This window comes from Arthrobacter sp. 10T413_2, from assembly GCF_056394205.1.
On the sequence record NZ_JBFTHK010000040.1, the window covers coordinates 1 to 19,033 of the forward strand.

The window sequence follows — 19,033 nt, forward strand, 5'->3', positions numbered from 1 at the left end:
GCCATTGTCGCTCCCTAAGAATTGATAGGTGCATCGCAGGAGTGGTGCAGCCCCGCGATCACGAGATGAGCCGGGTCATGCTCCTAATCCCAGCTTGGTGAGTGCTCCTCATTTGCCGTACGGGTGGCGATTTTCTACACCTTGTAGGCGTATGGCAACGGAGTACCCGCGTCTAGCCCGATGGGTAGACGCCTGGCCCACTGACCTGCAGTAAGGCCCAGTTGTGATATCGATAGCCCCCTCTGTAACGGGCTGGCATTTCGGGCTTGAGTTCGTCTTCGATGAAAGGCAGATCACCAGGAAACGCGATCCGGCTAGTGGGCGGAGCGCCACCCGGGCCTCGACCTGAGGCTGGCCGGAGAATACTCGGGAAGCATATTTCACCGCGTTTGCTCGGAAACCGTTCACCTCGCCTCTACTGGATGAGGTGTGGTTGGCGGACAGGAGCATACCCCTGATAGCGTGCAGCTCCGGGTTGCCGCCGAGTACTTGACGTGCACCTTTCGATCCGCAACCTTTGAACTGATCGCGACTCGGCAATTCGATCAGGCAGAGGACGTTCACATTTCCCGTGAAGATATTAGGAAACTGTGGCCGCCAGTTGCGGCCGAGTGAGGGTTTCCACGCGCCCTMGGCGTAGTAGATGGTCTCCTGCCGGACGGCGTCGGTATGGCTGACTTGCATTTGCCAGTAATACAACCGGTCATCAGGAATCGCCGTGGGATCAATATCCGAAAGGGATGCCGTTGCGGTCAGCGGCGAGAAGGAGGGCTCGGAACTCATCACATGAGCTGTCGCGTCCTGTGAACTTTGTTCTGGCAGCGAACTGGTCATGCTGATTCTGAGATTGGCAGGCATTTTGCGCCCCCAGAGTGAGAAACTAATTATCGGTGCGCACGGTTTCCTGAAACTTGCGCCTACGGGTCCGTGCCAACGAAATGAGATTAGGCTGGCTGGCCTCCMTTGGCAAGAGCGCGCGCATCTCCTGCGGGTCAACGCGGAGCCTTGCCGCAGGCCAGCTCCAGGGACTACGCTCGTCGCGATATGCGACGTCGAAGATTTGCAACATCGAGAAGTCTCGAGTCTCAAACACTGTGACTGGAGGTCACGAATGGCCACGGAAACCACCGTTGACGTCGTGAGTCGTTCGACAAAGAGCGGGCGACGACCAGTCAGCATCAGCCCAGATTGTGTATGGGGGCAACACAAATCTTGGATCGGCCTGGATCACCGCCCGTGGCCGTTGCAGACCTGGAAGCGCAACCATGCGCAACTTCACTGAACAGTCTTTGACGGCTAGAGGTGTCGCTATGTCCTACCATCTGAGGCTGTCATGGCCGCCGAATCCGGGCAAGCAATTTCGTGCGTTGATCTGTCCGCCGCCAAACACGGCCTCGACGCGCACTCCCCGGGCAGGAGGGAGTCCTTTCATGCCGGCACGGCCCCCGCCGGAGGAGCATTCGCTGTCCATGCTCCAACCTCACAGAGCCCGGGGCTCTCCACGCCAACGGCAATAATTCTTCGTCCAATCCCTTGCAGAATTATGGGGCAGCAATGGTCACCTCAGAACAGCATCAAGATCTATACTTCCTCGTGCGCTCGGCCATTCTTGGCCGCCAGTTCGCAATAGGCGAGGGATTCCGGACAAACATCGCCAGTGATGGCAGTGATCTTGCGATGATCAAGCCCGTAGGTRACCTCACTATTCGCGACCTATGGGACACCAAGGTGAGGGATCGTGACAACACTCTCCTCTGGTCAACAAAGCTCCTGGCCGCATTGGCCGCCGAATACCAGCTCGGGAACCAAGACGCGGAAGAGATAATCCTGCTGGCATTGGAGACTATTGGATCTCTATACAAGTTCAGCGGCGAATTCGCAGGATATTTCGTCCGATGGGACCCATCCATAAACACCGCATGGTTCACCACTAAGGAAGGCGACGGCCCATACCATCAGAATTTCCTGATCGACCCCGACACCAAAGCCTATTCATACTGCGTCCCTTACCGCGATCCGCGTCACGTGCCGAAACGGTTCATTCCCACACTGCAAGAACTACTTCCCAATTCGGAGCTCTACAACGAATATATCGACAACGAGATCAACTACTTCAACTATTGCCGCAAGTGGGAACCTTCCACGGATGAGGCGGTCGGCCTCCTGACCACATATTCAGTGTTGTTCGAATTCGTCCCCACAGACCCGGTGAGGTCCATGGTCCGGGACCAGGTCAGGAAGCTCGGCAACTACCTGGCAGACCATGGTTACCTGATGGTGAGGCCTGAGGGCGGCCTTGCAAGGCGTGGCGGCGCCGGAGTCTTGTCGGGACTTGAATTCGCCTTCACTGAAGCTTTTCACCGTATAACCGGGGAAGACTACTCGAAGAGGACCGACTTCGTTGGTGCGATGAAGCAGGCAGGATACTGGCAGGTCTTAGAGGGCCCGGTGGGCCGCGATGAAGTGCTTTTCACCTTGGTCGTGTCAGCGGTTGGTMCTTTCGCGGCCGCTGCATTCAGTCTCGATGKAGGCCTCCTGGCATCGATACTGGCCTCAACCGGGACCCTCGTTATCCCGGGAGCCCAAGTCCTCGGTAACGTCCCCGCCTCGATGCATGATGCCCTTCCCTACGTGCTGCAAGCACTGCCCCGTAGCGTCGGCGTCTACGATCACAGCGATTGCTTCGACATGGAACAAGAAGAACGGATCGGACCCGCTCTGGCCAATCTCCTGGGCTCGATCCCCCCGGACCTGGCTCTACGCCTCATCTATGACGCATTCAGCCAGCTACCGAATGTCGCACTCACCGCCAAAAGCTTCATGCCGTTCATCGGGTTCTCCGCGATAGCTGACCCGACCTCGACGGTGGCGACGGGATTCCTCGGACTCATGGCCAAGAACCGCGATCTCATGGTGCCCATCGAGGTGGAGGACCTCGACCAGGTGCACAACTGCTTCGCTTCCGCCGCGGCCTTGCTGCTCGGCGCACCACCCGCCGAAGAAGAGCGCCTCGTGGAGCTCCTCGGCGCATTCCACGATGCCCTCGCCAGCCACAAACCGGGCGCGCTCGTGGTCGAGGAATTCAAAGACGACAAAAACATGGCGGTGACCAGTGTGAGGGAGTCCTCGCGTGAAGGCCTGGACTACATGGCCGGATTGGCCCTCGCCTGGCTGCACGCGAAGCGGCGGGCAGACGGCGGAGACCCCGTGCAAACCGCCGGGTTTCCGACGCCGCCACCAACCCCAACATGGCCGTCAGTGCAGGTTCCGGCTGAAGCAGTGGACATACCTTTGGTTCGGGCGGCGACCGGCCAGAGCGGGCCGGGACCGGTGAATCTGTTCGACGGGGCACTTGGTCAGAACCTGCACCGCTCACCGGTGCCAGCCTTCACGCTTCCTGTTTATCCACAGCCCATGACACTCACCGACGATCAGTTCTTCCCCATCCTGGACACCCACGGTGACGTAGCCACCAACATCACTATTGGCTTCGGGGACGAGTACGAAATTACCGCGAGCCCGACGGAGAAGATCACGCCTCCGGAGGTGCTCGCCGGCGAGACGGGCCCGAACGGGTGGGACGGGGTCGTGGACGACGCGAGGTTCGCGCTCTATAGCGGKATCGACCCGGTCAATGCACACAAATACGCCCTTCTCGGGCGGTTGGGCGGCTACTTCTTCATCGGCGAAGGGCTGTCTCGTCGCCCGTTTTACCCGCCACACCCGGAACCGGTACACCTCTACCTTCGCGTGAACAACGACGACCAGACCAGGGGCGCTGGCGTGGGACGGTTCCTCGTGCACGTMAAAATCTGGCGAACTGAATCGCAGGAGTGCGCCAACCTTTATGGCACCATACGGAGCCTCACTGAGACCATCAAGAATCTTGAAGCGTCTATGCACTGGCTCGACCCGCGCAAGGACAAGACCACGATTCTTGAAATCAAGGCCGACATCGTCGCCGCCAAGAAAGCGCKAGGTAGAGCTCAAKCACGAAAAACTCAGCTTGGCTGCCGGTGAGGCCGCAAGGACGAGACTAGGCCGGCACTTGTTTTGATTACCAGAGTGTCCAGCCACGGGAACAGTTGACTCCTGGTCCAGCACGAGTGGGCAGAAACCACCMGGCGGATCGGAGCCACGGACCAGCTGAAGAATGTGGACTCGCTAAGCGTAGACGATCGCGGTTGGTCTCACACCAKAGCGCCGGGATTCGGCATAGTCACCGGCATCGTGGACCGCAGCCGCTACACCAGCGGACATGTCCATGCGCGGTTGCTAAACCTCGTTCCGGTTGCTCCGGGAAGGCTTACATCTGCTGGCTCCACGACCGGGGCACCGGTTCACGGCCGGGACCGGGACAGCAGCGCTGGACGCGTTCTGCGGCAGCGCGTCCCGCTGGTCAAGAAGGTGGGTATTTGGCGGCCGAAACGCGGCGCTGGCGAGGGGTTGAAGTGAGCAGATTTGAACACGAGGATCCAAACCTGCTGAGAGTTGGCTCCCGAGTGATCGAAGCACCAGGGTGAACTACTTGGCCAGGCCAGGACCTTAGCTGGGGCGACGCTTGAGAGTCAGAGCCGTCATATCCACGAAGCGAGGGTCACCATCGAGCGTAATATGCCGATTGGGGCTAGCACGCGGCACCTCTGCCCGACCTCCGCTGCCAATCGCCGCGGGCGGTCGACGCGTCGGCAGTTCACTGAAGAAGTACCCCGGTGAAGAAATATGCCGTCAGCTCATCCCTGCGTTGCGGCGCAACTGACCAGCGTTCTGGAGAAGCAGAACTCTTCGAGGCTGCGCAGCCCATCGGCATGAGCCGCAGCCGCCTTGAAGCGAGGGATCTGAACCGCGCCACTACGAGGTGGAACCGGGGTGCTTCGCCCCGTCTGGCCGAAGACATTCAACATAGGGGCCGGCGCGCATGAAGCGGAAGCTAGAGGGCCAAGGAGGCTGAGAGTGCCCGCTCGGTCCACAGTCGGAGGGCTCCAGCTGCCCCAGTGGGCACCAACTTTCCGGTCATCGCTGGGGAGGGCGGCCCCGGGTCCTCCCGGTCTGCCATCCGGGGACCGCATCGTCCAGGAGCTTGAGTCTCACGGGGTCGAGGTTGCCGCGGCGGCGGGTGTACCGCTGGGTGTGGATCCACGCCCGGAGGGTGTGTTCACGCGCTGAGTCGCAGTCCTTGTGGCGGGGCCAGTCGTTGCCTTCTTGGCGGTAGGCCGCGAGATGGGCGAGGCCGTGGTGCCAGCGGGCTTCGTCCTCGGATTCCCTGCGGTTGTCGGCCCACCCCGGCACCCCGGCACCCGGGCGAGACCGGTGCCGTAGACCGGGTCCAGGGTCCCCTCGGCCGCTTCGCGCCGGCGCCCGGCCAGCCACCGCCATGGACCTTTCGCCCGGGTCGTCAGAACGGCCGACGGGCAAACGGCCTTCAACCGAAACCCTTGGGGATGCCCTCTTCCATGCAGGCGAGATCCTTGGGGGAAGGGTGACGAACGGGTGCGGCCTTCGCGGCGGCCTGGTGTTCGGCCTCAACGCCCGGGTCCTGGCGCCGGGCGATGGCCAGGTGGTATCCGACMGTGGCGGGCTCGGCGCGGACGAGGGCAGCGATGCGTTGCCGGCTCAGTCCKAGCCGGTACATCAGCACCCATTCGGCGTCAGAAGGGCACCGCAACCGCCTGTACATGATGGACCATCATGCCACGGCGTACCCACAAGTCGAGCGGACACCGCGGCCCTTCAGAAACGGATTTCGGGCGTCMGCTGGCGCGGCTGGCTGTGGGGTCCAGTTTTGTCCGTCGCAGGGCTCCGGCCAACCCTGGAAACCGTCATTTCAAATAAGAGAACTCAGGGGCCTTGCTATGCGGCGGTGACGGTGGGATTTGAACTCTGCCATCGGTGCAGGTCAGAGAAGAAAACGCATAGATCGCGGGGAACTACATCAGGGTAGTTCACTCGTTGTAACGGCTTTTCTCATGGGTTTGTTGCMAAAATGTTGCCACCTGCATGCTGGCATCCGTACGGACTAAGGCCTTCGTTCCGTCGGCGTGACTTCGAGCAAGGACATGACATCTCTATGCGAATCGAGGCATCATTCCACGGCCCGTTCGTGCACGATACCTGTTGTAGCAGTGTGGCCACGGAAGGGGAACCATGAGGCCTTACAACGCCATATGCGCGGGGCTCGAGGCCACTGCCTTTGAGAAGCCCGCCGGCGCCGGACCCGAGGAACCCCGTGCCGAGGGCAACAGTTTCTCGCACGTCGAGAACGCCCACAGCTTTACGACCGAGCCCGAACTGCACGCCGKCTGGCGGTCGTCAGACCGTGAAGGCTTCCTCGACGGAACCGTAGACTGGGACACCGCTGTCATCAAGGTAGCCCTCGTCAGTGGCTGCACCTTCTACGCAGCCCACAAGTGGGTCCCCGATGCCACCGGCGCGTCCGGCGTCCTGGCGGCCACCTCCGCCGCCCTGTCCTCCAAGACAGTCACCGGCGGTGTGGCCGGYTMCTCCGCGATCACCGCCAACGCCTCGAACCACTCGCTGCTGGTCTTCCAGTCCTCGACCATCACCGGCGGCGCAGATGACGCTGCTAACGCGCAGCGCCTCGTCGGCTGGATCGACACCGCCACCAACCTGCCGGCCGTGCCCAATGGTGGGGACATAAGTGTTGCGTGGGATTCGGGATCTAGCCGCCCTCTTCCGTCTTTAGGCCCATTACAGTGGATCGATGACTTTCTCAAACGTTAGCCTCGACCCGAAGCCGTGCGTCACCTGTGGTAATCCCTTCATTCMGAACTCCAACCGCCAGAAATACTGCTCCGCTGTGTGCCGCAACGGCACCGGCGTATGCGCTGGCTGCGGGGAGACGTTCCAGAAGACCGGGACAGTCACGGACCAGCGATTCTGCTCCACGGCCTGCTACTACGCGACAGAGGCCCGCACGAGGAACAGGATCTGCGGGCAGTGCGGCGGAGAGTGCTCCCCGGGCAACCAATACTGCTCCTACGAGTGCGCCCACCTGGCCGCCCAGGCCGCCAGGACCACGGCCGAATGCCTGYATTGCGGCGCGCTTTTTACGGCCAAGGTGTCAAGCAATCGCAAGTTTTGCTCCCGGACCTGCTCCGCGCAGTACCGGAACACCAGCGACTTGACGGCACTCCCCGAGGGGACAGTCCGCCCTCATACTTCCGGCTACCTCCTAATAAAGGCCGGCGGCGGCTGGGTCATGCAGCATCGACATGTCATGGCGCAGCTCCTCGGCCGGCCACTGGAATCCCACGAACGGGTCCACCACCGCAACGGCGACCGGGCAGACAACCGCCCGGAGAATCTGGAGCTGTGKAAGGTAAAGAAAAAGGACCCTGCCGGCGTTCGGGCCGACGACTACCACTGCGCAGGATGCACCTGCTTCGATTAAAAGAAGGATCCCATGGCCCTGGTAAGCAATTGCGCCGAGGGCCGGACTTCCCGAACCACCGTCAGCTCCGGCGATAGTGGCGGCGTGTCGGGAACGGCACTCACGACGCACACGATCGGTTTCAAGGTTCGTGGGGAAATTGATTCCCTCATTAGTGTCATGCCGGCGTCCGGGCTGCCCTGGCCATGAGGATGATTGATTTGTAGTTGCCGGTGTTGCGGCAGCCGCGTGCGTTTSATGTGCTTGATCCCGGTGTCGTTCGCCTCGGCAGACGGCGCGACAGAGCTCGTTTGTTTCCGGCCGCCAGCCAGCCTCAACCAGTGCCCAGAGTTCCTCTTTCGAGGTGGCCCGTCAGGCAAGGTGAGGACACAGGGCTCGTTCAGCGCGGCACGGACCACCAGGACACCGCGAAGGCTGCGGCGGTCTCGGACACGGCCCGTCCAGACCAGATGACAGCTYTCAACTACGTGGTCGCGGAGCTGGGCAGTGCACCGGGAACGGCTCGGGACCTAGGCGGTCGACTCAAAGAACGACAGCCGGACACGGTCTGCTTCATCGCGGTATCAGCGGTACTTGGAAGCGGTAGTTGGACCACAGAACCTCCACGGCACCGGCGACGGGAATGTCCCGGATCCGCGGGAAGCGCCGTTCCTTCCGCCGCGCCGGCACGACGTCGCAGATGGGGCACCCGGTGGCTGATCTGTCTGGACAATGATCTGGTGGTGCCTTTCGCCCAGCAGGCTGACGGACATGACGCGGCAGCCGTACAGGTTAAACGGCACTTGCCGATTAGCTTGTGGTCGCGGCGGTCAAACACGTCCTGGGCCCGTGTGTGTTCCCAAGGCATTGGTCTCGGGGTCTTTGAAGAACCGACCGGAACGGAATCGATGTCCAGGCTCTGGACCTGCCGGATCGTATCCTAGCAATTCGCGCCACTACGATCAGTCGGCCTGATGGTTACACAATTTCACGGGCCAGATGCACTTCCCCTTGTTATGAGCCCAATTCTCAAGTTCGGATATCACTGTCAGGCTTTGAATTTCTTCGATCGTGACGGCTGTCCTCGCGAAATCTTCGACCGTATTTGCCTTTATCTTTGTCCCTGATAGCACTTCCGAAAGCACCCAAGCTACGGCCGCAGCAATGTGATGACCATTATGAAATTGTTCCAGATCGGCCCCACTCCCCGTATTAACGATGTCCGCGAAGCCCTTGGAATAGAGGCCCCCCTGGCTTTTTCGGACGAGTAACTTCTCGAGTTCGGAGGATTTAAGGMTCAGAGTTGCCGAATCTCCGAGCATATGAATTGGAAATTCTCTCATGCTGATCCCCGAGGCATTATCAGCCATATACTTACGGGCAGCTGTCCACGGCTCCACAAGACGCACGACGATGTCTCGCCAGCTAGAGTGCCCGGTTTTGGCAAGAATCATTTGGTCTCTTAGCTGCGAGTTAGAAGAGACTATGCGATCGATCATCCCTTCGATGGCAAAGAGATCGGCGTCCAGATCGGCCAGCTGACTGTAGAAGATTTGACCCTCGGCACTCCAAGGATCCAAGGGGTCGCTGTCCAGAACCGCAGACACTCGGTCAATGCCTTGGAGTGTCAACTCTTGGATGCATTTCGCTACGTTCTGCTTGCCGTCGAGGAACTCGACTTCCCACTCCTCGATAGGCAATATCTGGTTGAACAATCTGAAGTCGGTAGCACCCTCAACTAGCAAATAAAAGCGCTTGTCGACCATGGCMTGCATCAGAATTTCGTTTGTCTTGGTTGTTGGCGTGATCTCATCCCTAAGATCACCAACTATCATTCCGGATCACCMAATGACTGAGTTAGGTGCCATGAGTTATTGATTATTTGCGGTGAATGCGTGGCAATAATGAAACGAACGTTGGATACTGCTGAGACGTTTTGAAGATCATCCAAGAAAGCCTTCTGCCATGCTACGTGCAGGGATATTTCGGGTTCGTCAATGAGTACAAGAGCATTGGGCTCAGCATCGAAAAGGAGATACTTTATGAGGATGAGTTCGTGCTGTTCGCCGGAAGACAGATCAGCAACACCGAGCATCCTGCCGGATGAACTCTCGATGGCAAGTGATCGATCTTCACGGAAGAAGACCATTTTCCTGTGAAATCGCTTATTCAATGTTTCTGTAAACAAATCAAGACGATTGAGAAGCCCGCGGAATGACTCCAGTTTCTGATCGCTGTCGGCCAAATACAGTCCGAGAAAGGATTCTTCCCAATTCATCAATTCACGGTCGGGCAGTTCTACGCTAGAATCGTCTTCAGAAGCGAGATGATATTCCGCTAGCTGCTGTCGTATGGATAACTGTTMGGTATGCTTGCGTCTAATTTCGTCCTCGGAGTAATTATGCTCAGACGAACTTAGGACGCGTTCTGGAAACGTGCGATCCAGCTGCTGTGAGATCCTGGAATTGGCTGCCAGAGCTTGGTCCATTAGTAGCTGGACGGAACGCRATAYGTGGTCGATGGCCAGTTGCTTAGGTGCGGAAACGTCCTCCGGGGAACGGCCCTGAGMCACAAGCCTTTGGGTCTCAATGAGTGTGGCGTTTGAAGAGCTAAAGAGGTCGTCCGCCCAACTCGGGAAATAGGTTGCCTCGTCGCCGAACTCGTCGCCGAATGCCCGCGACAGGTGTCGTCGTATCGCGCTGGCGTCGCTGTCGGCTAGATCGGCCGGACTCCATCGGCTTGACGAAAATCTGGAGTAGCTCTCCCCATCGCTGGAGCGGATACCGATTTCACTCATGGCACGCCTTAGCACCACCTGTGGAATGCGATTMAAATCAACTATCGGCGGTATCCAGTCTTCCGCAAGCTCGTCCGATTCGTAAGAGACTTGGAGGCGTGGTTGATCGGTTTTCACCCGCCGCCCGCTCGACAGCTGCCACTGAGAATGCGATGCCAGAGCGTCTGGATTAACGAATGACAGGCGAACTTCGGAGCCATCGTCAAATCTAAATTTCGCGTCTCGGAACGGCATGTCTTGGAGGAGCGTCCACTCGCCTTGAAGCGTGTAGCTGATTATCTCTAAGAGGTGTGTCTTACCAATTCCATTCGGCCCATAAATAATCAATACGTTTTGACTGTTGCTGAAGCTGATCTCGTGGTCGTAATCGTCCAACAGTCCTGTTACGGCTACTGAGACAAGTTGCGGACGGGGAGCATTGTGCTCGATGATGATCTGTCCCTTTMATTGAGTGACTATTCACGGTCGCTCGTCTGCGGTAGTTTCGGCCCCACAATATCCGATCGAATCGCGGGAGCTCGACTGCTGCAACGTCGATCGAACTGGGATCTGGTCTCCTAGGTTCGTTCTTCCGCGAACCGCGGCGCCATGGACTCCATCTGTTCCATGACCAGCTTGATGGCCTCGGACTGCTTGTCCGGCGGGTAGCCGAACCGGACCAGGAGCCGCTTGATCGAGGAGCGCAGCTTGGCCCGGACATCGTCGCGGACGGTCCAGTCCGTACGGACGTCACGGCGCATCACGGACACGAGCTCGCGGGCAATGTCGGCCAGGATGCCTTCGCCCTGGACTTCCACTGCCGACTCATTCGAAGCCACGGCATCGTAGAACGCTAGCTCGTCCGAGTTCAGCGGGGGAGTGAACCGGGCGCCGCGGTTGCCTTCGGCGGCCACCTCCCGGGCCAGCTCCACCAGTTCGGCGATCACCTCCGCTGACGTGAGCTGCTGGTTGGTGTACTTTTTCATCAGCTCGGTGATCCGCTCGGAGAATGCACGCTGGCGGATCACGTTATTGCGGGTCGTCTTCGCGGACTCATCAGCGATCAGCTTCCGCAGTGCCTCKATGGCCAGCTGCGGATTCCGCGCCTGCTGCGTCTTCGCGATGAACTCCGGCGTCAGATCATCCAGCGACGGCTTGGGCATGCCCGCCGCCTCGTAGATGTCCAGGACCTCGCCGGAGGACGTCGCCGAAGCGATCAGGTTGCCGAGCAGCCGCTGGATTTCCTCCGGCACCGGCTCGCCGCTGGCTTGCCGGTCGGCGGCGTCGTACTTTGCCATCCAAACGCGTATCTCCTCGTACACCTGGATMTCGGGGCGCAGCTCGGCCAGCGTTTCGGACCCTGAGCAAAGGGCCCAGGCCCGGGACAGCTGGCTGGAGAACCTGCGGTACTTCGCGGCCAGCGACTCTTCGCCCTCAGCGGGCTGGTTGCCGGGCGTGCCGGGACTCCGCAGGTAACTGACGGCACCGGTGACGGCGTTCAGGAATGCCTTGGGCCCGCCCTTTAGCAGCACGGCCTTCCAGCCGTACCCCGCAAGCAGCTCACGCAGGGACTCCACCAGCGAAAGCGTCACGCCGACGGCCTCGTCAATGTTTCTTCCCACCGGCTTKTTCGCCCGATCGGACTGCGTGTACTCGCCCAGCGCCTTGGCCAGATTCTCCGCCAKCGGCGCGTACGCCACCAGCAGCCCATCCTCCTTGCCGCGGAAGGTGCGGTTCACGCGGGCCAGGGTCTGCATCAGCAGCGCGCCCTTGAGCGGCCGGTCCAGGTACAGGGTGTGCAGCGGCGGGGAGTCGTAGCCGGTGAGCATCATGTCCTTGACGATCACCAGTTCMAGCTCGTCGTCCACGTCCTTGAGCCGCTCCTTGACGGTGGCGTTCAACGAGTCCCGGCGCACGTGGTCGGAGACCGGCGGGACGTCGGACGCGGTCCCGGAGTAGACCACCTTGATCTTGCCCTTGGCCAAGTCATCGGAGTGMCACTCGGGCCGCAGTTCAACGATCGCCGTGTACAGCCTCGCGCAGATTTCCCGCGTGGCGCCTACGATCATCGCCTTGCCCGGTGCTTCGATAAATTTGCCCATCCTGGCGCTGCGGTTCTCCCAGTGCGCCACCAGGTCCGCGGCCAGCGCCGCGATCCGTTGCGGCGCACCGTACACGGCGTTCACGACGGCKACGCTCGCCTCGATGCGTGCCCGCTCGGTGTCGTCCAGCCCCAGCGTGGCTTCGTCGRCTGCCTGGTCCAGAATCTCCTCGGTGAGGTCCGAGGCCAGCCCCACCTTGATCAGCCGCGGTTCGAAGTACACCGGGACGGTAGCGCCGTCCTCCACCGCCCGGGAGAGGTCGTAGACGTCGATGTACTCACCGAACACATCCTGGGTGTTGCGGTCATCGAAGGAGATCGGCGTGCCGGTGAAGGCGATCAGCGTCGCGTGCGGCAGGGCGTCGCGGAGGTGCCGGGCGTAGCCGTCCAGATCGTCGTAATGGGAACGGTGGGCCTCGTCCACCACCACGATGATGTTGCGGCGGGCGGACAGCAGGGGGTGGTCGGCGCCGGCGTCCTTCTCCGACTTGCTGCGGCCGAACTTCTGCAGSGTGGTGAAGTAGATCCCGCCGGTGGTGCGGTTGCTCAGTTCCTCGCGAAGTTCGGAGCGTTTTTTGATCTGCTTGGGGGACTCTGCCAACAGCAGGCTGCKGTCGAAGCCCTCGAACAGCTGGCCGTCGAGTTCGTTGCGGTCCGTGATGACCACAACGGTCGGATTCCTGAGTTTGGGGTGCMGTGCCACCAGATTGGCGTACAGCTCCATTTCCATGGACTTGCCCGAACCCTGCGTGTGCCAGACGACGCCGGCCTTGCCGTTGCTTTCCACCGCTTGGACGGTGCTTCCCACCGCTTTGGTCACGGCGAAGTACTGGTGCGGCTTCGCGATGCGCTTGCTCAGCCCGTCCGATCCTTCATCAAAGGCGGTGAAGTTGCGGATTAGCTGCAGGAATCGCTCTTGGTTGTAGAGGCCCTGAAGCGCCGTGTCCAGCGCAGTCACGGCCTGCCCGTCTTCCATGTACCCGGGCGCGACGGGTATACCGTCGTCGTCGACGTTCCAGGGTGAGAAGTGGTTGAGGGGAGTGAACGGTGTGCCGTACTTGGCCTGGATCCCGTCCGAGGCGAGTGTGAACACGCAGAAGCGGAACGCCATGGGGAACTCGCGCAGGTAGGTCTGCAGCTGGGCGTGCGCGGAGGCGACGTCGGCGGTGGCGCTGCCGGCCTTCTTCAGTTCGATGATGCTCACCGGCATGCCGTTGCAGTAGAGCACGACGTCGAAGCGGCGTTTGTAGTCGCCCTGCACGAGGGTGACTTGGTTGACGGCGAGCCAGTCGTTCTGGTCCGGGTCCGAGCTGAGCAGGTGAATGGTGGGGTTGGCTTCGTTGCCGTCCGAGTCGATGTAGCTGAGCCGGTAGCCGTCCACCAGGTAGTTGTGGATGCGGTGATTTTCGGTGATGGCGTCGTTGGACTTGGGCGAGGCGATTTCGGCTACAGCCTGCTGCAGGTACTGGGCCGGCACCGTCGGGTTGAACCGMTGCAGGGCTGCCAGGAGCCGGGACCGGACCAGCAGCTCATCCCAGGAATCCCTCTCTGCCCTCCCGGGGGCGATGTCCTGGCCGGTAGCGGGCCGCCAGCCGAGCGGCTCGGCCAAGAGCTCGAGGGCCATGCCTTCCCAATCGGCTTCGGAAAAGGCTACGGCGGGTGCTGCTGTCACGGTGGTTCCCCCTGATGGACCGGATGTAATTCTGAATTCGTGTGGAAGCTCGGGTTGAGTTATCGCTTACTGGGCAGGCGGAGTGAGAGGTGGTGGGAGGGAAATGGCGCAAGCGGCGCTTTCACAATCGCGCTGACTGGCCAGGCCTTGATGAAAGACGTTGTCATTGCTATCTGCGGCGCACCTGCGCCCGACCTTATACCCCTGCGTCCTCCAGCACATTCTCGGCATCCTTGACTCGCAGCATGCCGGACATGAGCTGAGGGAGCAGAGCATCGCGGATAGCTGCCAGCGTGCGGTTCTCTAGGGCGACTGCTACGCGCTGGGAATAYAGCCCCTCTACAGAGGATTCGAATAATCTCAGGCTCTTAGTGTCCGGAACGCAAATGTCGGTTTCCTGGAGGTCCTTCTTGTTTAGGTGAATCACTGTGGTTGCCGTTTTGTAGCCTTCTATCCRGCTAAGCGGTTCCTTTAGACTCTCACGGACAAAGGCCTGCCCCGTCGCTTTACCGCGGGCGCGGCAGACCCGCTGGTTCAGGAGTCCTGGTTCTCCTAGCCACGACGTTGGTCTGAATTCTGCATCCATCCCCACAACCACGTCGCCGGGCTGAACAAGAACTTCCTTCGGGCGACTCTCTGTTGTCCATACCTGACTGGTGAATGTCTTCAAGTCTCGTATCCGTATCAACGGCCGCCCGGTGCCGGGCTCTGAGAAGTCATGACCTTTGAAGGGCTCCCCGAAGTCGATATCGATGACGTCGAAGAGTCGTCTAGATTCGGCGCCTCCAGATGCAATAGCCTGCCGGAAACGAAGCGATATCAATTCGTCTGATGTGGCCGCGAGTTTGGAGTTGGCTGCGATCTTGTCGTCGAGCGCTCCCAATACATCTACAATCGCCTTTTGCGCAGGGAACGGTGGGAGGAGCAGGGGGAGGGAGTAGAAGGCTTCGCGGGTGGTGGACGGAATAGCTGACCCTGAATCGAGCCCGTTGATATCTGCAAGCTGAAGTGCATAAAACGCCCACCGATCGTAGACTTCTGGGCCCGAGTCGACGTAGAAAGCAGTATCAATGACCGAGAAGGGTGTGGCGCTGTAATGAACGCCTCGGTAAGCGCCCTTGCGGCMAACTATGACGCCCGGCCGATTTACCTGGGGAGTCCGGGTAAAACCAACTGGCCCGTTGGTGCCGTATACGGGGACTGTTGCATCAGGATCGTCTCGGTATCCGGAAAGAGCCTTTCCGTACCTAAGTTCAACGATTTGTCCCCACTTTTTCGGCTCAAACATCAACCCGCCCCAACTGCTGGCGCACAACAGCCGCCAGCCGTTCCGACTCCTCGAACTGCTCGAACAAGTCCTTGGATAGCCGGGCGATCTTCTCCTCGATCGGCTCGCCGTCGTCCTCTACATCGGCCGCGCCGACATACCTTCCCGGMGTCAGCGCGTAGTCTGCGGCCTTGACCTCCGCGAGGCTGGCCGAGTAGCAGAATCCGGCTTCGTCGTCGTACGTCAGCCCGGCTTCCACCGCCGAAATAGTCCCGCGCCAGGCGTGGTAGGTGTTGGCGATCTTGGCGATGTCCTCGTCGGAAAGGGCACGTTCGGCGCGGTCCACCATGTAGCCGAGGTTCCTGGCGTCGATGAAGAGCACCTGGCCAGTGCGGTCCACGAAGCCGTTCTTGCCGGCGGTCTTGTCCTTGGCGAAGAACCAGGTGCAGACAGGGATGCCGGTGCTGCGGAAGAGCTGGGTGGGCAGGGCCACCATGCAGGAGACAAGGTCGGCCTCGACCAACTGGGCGCGAATCTCCCCCTCACCGCCGGAATTGGAGGACATGGAGCCGTTGGCCATGACCACGCCGGCGCTGCCGCCKGGGGCCAGCTTGGAGATGATGTGCTGGATCCAGGCGTAGTTGGCGTTGCCTGCCGGGGGCACGCCGTATTTCCAGCGGGGGTCGGACTCGGAGCGGGCCCAGTCCTTGATGTTGAAGGGCGGGTTGGCCATGATGAAGTCCGCGCCGTTGTTGCCGGTCAGTTCGGGGTGCTGGTCCCGGGCGAAGGTGTCGCCCCACCGGGAGGCGAGGTTGGCGTTGAGCCCGTGGATGGCGAGGTTCATCTTGGCCATCCGCCAGGTGCGCTCGTTCAGCTCCTGGCCATATACGGAAATGTCCGAGCCCTCCATGTTGTGCGCGGCGAGGAATTTCTCGGCCTGGACGAACATGCCGCCCGAGCCGCAGCATGGATCATARACGCGGCCCCGGTGCGGTTCGAGAACCTCCACGAGAACGCGGACCACGCCGGCGGGGGTGTAGAACTCGCCGCCGCGCTTGCCCTCGGCCTTGGCGAACTTCTCCAGGAAATACTCGTACACCTCGCCGAGCAGATCGCGGGCCTTGCTGGCACCCTGGCCGGTGAAGCGGGCGGAGTTGAACAGGTCCAGCAGCTCGCCGAGGCGGCGCTGGTCCACGTTGTCGCGGTTGTAGATGCGGGGGAGCGTGGCGGCCAAGGACTTGTTGTCGGCCATGATGAGTTCCATGGCTTCATCGATGAGCTGCCCGATTGACTTGGGCTCTGCGCCGTCCATCGCAGGCAGGCCCTTGGCGTTGTCGGCCAGGTAGGTCCAGCGGGCCCGTTCCGAGACCCAGAACACGCCGCGGCCGGTGTACTCGTCGACGTCGTCGATCAACTGGCCGATCTGTTCCTCGTTGAGCCCGTCGGCCTCCAGTTCGCCCTGGATCTCMCCGCGGCGCTCCTCGAAGGCATCCGAGACGTACTTGAGGAACACCAGGCCCAGGATCACGTCCTTGTACTGGGAGGCATCCATGGAGCCRCGCAGTTTGTCCGCGGCCTTCCAGAGGGTGTCCTTGAGTTCCTTCATGGTGGACGGGGCGAGGTCCACCTTCAATTTCGGGGGCATTAACGGGTTCCTTCGGTCTGTGGTTCGGCGAGCTTAGTGCTGTGGTCTGTCAGGGTGAGGCTTCCGCCCGCTACGCCGTCCGTAATTAGGGTAGCGAGTTCTTCGAGCMGCCCGAGGCGTTCGCGGACTTGCTGCTGCTCGTGTTGCAGTCTGGCCACGTAATCGGACAGTTTCTTACGCTGGGAGTCCGGGACGCGGCGCAGGCGCCACTGGCGCCAGGACTTGTCTGCCGCTGGGAGCTTGTTGATGTCCGCGGCGACGACGTCGGCCAGCAACCCGCCGGGGTMACCGGCGTCGATACGCAGCACMCGAGCAGGAAATGCGACGGCGGAGCCGCCTTGCGCGTCCACCAGTGCGGCGGACCTGGGGCTGGTGCAAAAGACGACGTMGCCAGGCTCGGTGAGCCGGCCCGCGGGGTAGCTGGCGGCRAAGTCCAGGAGACTGATGTGGCGTGGCGGGGCGGTCTGCGGGTGGAGCAGTTCGGTCGGTCCTAGGACTCGAGTCCCGCCGCGTGGCGTCAGGTCCGCATCGTCGAGCCGGTTGCCTTTGATGTAGTTGAGGTTGCCAGCGGCGATGAGTTCCTGGACGGTGGCGGGCTGAGCCTTCGTGGTCGGATCGCAGGGGAGCACGGCCACGTCACCGAATTGTTCGGTTCTGCCGGCTCGCAGCATGCGCACAAGTTCCTCCACACGAAGGGCTGCTTCGGCGCCGCTGGAACTCGGGGCCGAACCGTGGGATGGCGCTGCCGCCAAGGACTTCCTGCTGGCCAGCAGGAGACGGGTCTGTACCAGCCGGGCGAAGCGGAAGGAATGGGCGCGGATGGTGGCGCGGTCACCCATCGACGCGACGATATCGCTGATGAGGTCCTGGCTGACGTCTGCTGCGAGGTCGCGGGTGCTGAGGTCAGCCACCATGGTCCACCGCTCCGCAATGGGCACCTCAGCGAACGACGGTCCCAGCACCCACAGTGCCTGGGCTTCTCGTGGCTTGGAACGCAGTAGGCGCTGTGGCAGCCGCACGATGGCGCGCACCCGGCCGGTGCGCAGCAGCCCGGAGCGGAGCCCGGCGGCGCCAGCGGCCAGCGGCACATCGCATAGAACCCGTGCCGGAGCGATGATGACCGCCCGCTGCTGATCGTCCATCTGCAGGACAAGGTGTTCCACCGCCGAGAGAATCTGCCTCTCGTCCATTCCGGGTTCACCGGGGGACGGGTACTGCGCCACATGCACTACAGGTCCATGGACGGCGAACTCGCCACTCGGATCGACACGGATCTGCCCGCCCTCCACGCCGTGGACGCACAGGCGGCGACGCACCAGGCGGCCTGCGCCGCCGTCGTCGTCCGCTGTAAGAAAGGTGACGGGAGCACCTTCCCCGGCAGCGTGAACGACGCCCATCAAAAGGTCGCTGCCGCCGCGTGTGGAGTCGGCAAACACGGAGTTTCCGCCAAGACTCGCGGCCAGTTCCACCGCAGCAGCGGCACTCATCCCCACGGCAGAGTCGGTGAGGGCGGTCTCCGAGTGCTCACGCAGCCCCGCCCGGAACCTCGCGGCAAGCAGCCGCTCGAAGGCGGCGGCCGCGTTGTAGGCACTGTCCACCAGCCGGTCCGCGAATGCTGCCGTGGACGCAAGCGACGTGCCCAGAACTACCAGTTCCGAATACAGGAACGTGTCATCCGGATCGCACTCATCCGCGATGTMCAGCAGTTCATCCGGGCTCAGCTGCCCCACCGAGTTGCCGGTCATTGCCTTGAGCGTCAGCAGGGCCGTGAGAGCGTCGAATGTGTTTCCCTGGGCGCCGTAGGCAGCGGTGCCGGGCATCCGGGCGAAGGAGGCGACGTCGTTGGCGGCCTCCGGGTTATTGCCCCGCCCAGTGACGGCAAGCCATGCGGCGATGTCGTCGGCGTCGAAGAGCTCCCGCCCGCCGTCGAACGCTGCAGGCTCCGGAAACGGGTGGACAGTCCCGGCGCTGCGTTTGCGCCACATGGAAACGACGGGGCGCTKGACCTGCGCTAGGGCGGCAACGTCCGAGAGGGTCATGCGCAGGGCTTCTGCTTCGTTCATTTGCGCCTCCTTACGACGTCGACCCTCAGCCTAACTGGACCCCAAGGAGTTTTCTTGTGCGGTGCTGATAACGGGGGTTATCAGTGTTTATTGTCGTGTGCTGCGCTGGACGGTCGTAG

The 19,033-nt window shown here is 61.4% G+C and carries 12 protein-coding genes; 3 read left to right on the top strand and 9 right to left on the bottom strand.

What is annotated here, in order from left to right; translation table 11 throughout:
• Nucleotides 1-108: 108 nt before the first annotated feature.
• Complete coding sequence (locus tag AC1DBQ_RS08970) at nt 109-834, bottom strand: hypothetical protein (RefSeq protein WP_476928170.1); 726 nt, start codon at nt 832-834, stop codon at nt 109-111.
• A 720-nt stretch (nt 835-1,554) separates the two neighbouring features.
• Here AC1DBQ_RS08970 and AC1DBQ_RS08975 point away from each other — a divergent pair.
• Nucleotides 1,555-4,020 (top strand): hypothetical protein, encoded by a 2,466-nt coding sequence (locus tag AC1DBQ_RS08975; RefSeq protein ID WP_476928171.1) that lies wholly within the window; start codon nt 1,555-1,557, stop codon nt 4,018-4,020.
• A gap of 993 nt (nt 4,021-5,013) precedes the next feature.
• Here AC1DBQ_RS08975 and AC1DBQ_RS08980 read toward each other — a convergent pair.
• Nucleotides 5,014-5,376 carry a helicase associated domain-containing protein gene (locus AC1DBQ_RS08980; protein ID WP_476928172.1) on the bottom strand — a complete coding sequence of 121 codons (363 nt, stop codon included), beginning with the start codon at nt 5,374-5,376 and terminating at the stop codon, nt 5,014-5,016.
• A gap of 46 nt (nt 5,377-5,422) precedes the next feature.
• Nucleotides 5,423-5,632: a hypothetical protein gene (locus AC1DBQ_RS08985; RefSeq protein WP_476928173.1), complete on the bottom strand. Its 210-nt coding sequence runs from the start codon at nt 5,630-5,632 to the stop codon at nt 5,423-5,425.
• Between the two features lie 512 nt (nt 5,633-6,144).
• Here AC1DBQ_RS08985 and AC1DBQ_RS08990 point away from each other — a divergent pair.
• Nucleotides 6,145-6,741 carry a hypothetical protein gene (locus tag AC1DBQ_RS08990; RefSeq protein ID WP_476928174.1) on the top strand — a complete coding sequence of 199 codons (597 nt, stop codon included), beginning with the start codon at nt 6,145-6,147 and terminating at the stop codon, nt 6,739-6,741.
• Between the two features lie 496 nt (nt 6,742-7,237).
• Nucleotides 7,238-7,411 carry an HNH endonuclease gene (locus AC1DBQ_RS08995; protein WP_476928175.1) on the top strand — a complete coding sequence of 58 codons (174 nt, stop codon included), beginning with the start codon at nt 7,238-7,240 and terminating at the stop codon, nt 7,409-7,411.
• Between the two features lie 941 nt (nt 7,412-8,352).
• Here the strand turns inward: AC1DBQ_RS08995 and AC1DBQ_RS09000 are convergent.
• The 6 genes from AC1DBQ_RS09000 to AC1DBQ_RS09025 all read right to left on the bottom strand — a co-directional run bounded on the left by AC1DBQ_RS09000 (nt 8,353) and on the right by AC1DBQ_RS09025 (nt 18,914).
• Nucleotides 8,353-9,156, bottom strand: a complete 804-nt coding sequence (locus AC1DBQ_RS09000) for a hypothetical protein (protein ID WP_476928176.1) — start codon at nt 9,154-9,156, stop codon at nt 8,353-8,355.
• Nucleotides 9,157-9,221: 65 nt separating this feature from the next.
• Entirely contained in the window at nt 9,222-10,562 is a 1,341-nt protein-coding gene (locus tag AC1DBQ_RS09005) for an AAA family ATPase (protein WP_476928177.1), read from the bottom strand.
• Nucleotides 10,563-10,744: 182 nt separating this feature from the next.
• Complete coding sequence (locus tag AC1DBQ_RS09010) at nt 10,745-13,939, bottom strand: type I restriction endonuclease subunit R (protein WP_476928178.1); 3,195 nt, start codon at nt 13,937-13,939, stop codon at nt 10,745-10,747.
• A 196-nt stretch (nt 13,940-14,135) separates the two neighbouring features.
• Nucleotides 14,136-15,227: a restriction endonuclease subunit S gene (locus AC1DBQ_RS09015; RefSeq protein WP_476928179.1), complete on the bottom strand. Its 1,092-nt coding sequence runs from the start codon at nt 15,225-15,227 to the stop codon at nt 14,136-14,138.
• A complete protein-coding gene (locus tag AC1DBQ_RS09020) occupies nt 15,220-16,851 on the bottom strand; it encodes a class I SAM-dependent DNA methyltransferase (protein WP_476928180.1) in 1,632 nt (543 codons plus the stop codon). The genes AC1DBQ_RS09015 and AC1DBQ_RS09020 overlap by 8 nt, the downstream gene beginning before the upstream one ends.
• A complete protein-coding gene (locus tag AC1DBQ_RS09025; protein WP_476928181.1) occupies nt 16,851-18,914 on the bottom strand; it encodes a helix-turn-helix transcriptional regulator in 2,064 nt (687 codons plus the stop codon). Before AC1DBQ_RS09025 ends, AC1DBQ_RS09020 begins: the two co-directional genes overlap by 1 nt.
• Nucleotides 18,915-19,033 lie beyond the last annotated feature (119 nt).

Bases quoted from the DNA above. Each gene is read 5' to 3' on its own strand.
- AC1DBQ_RS08980 (WP_476928172.1), bottom strand. From the start codon at position 5,376: ATGGCGGTGGCTGGCCGGGCGCCGGCGCGAAGCGGCCGAGGGGACCCT.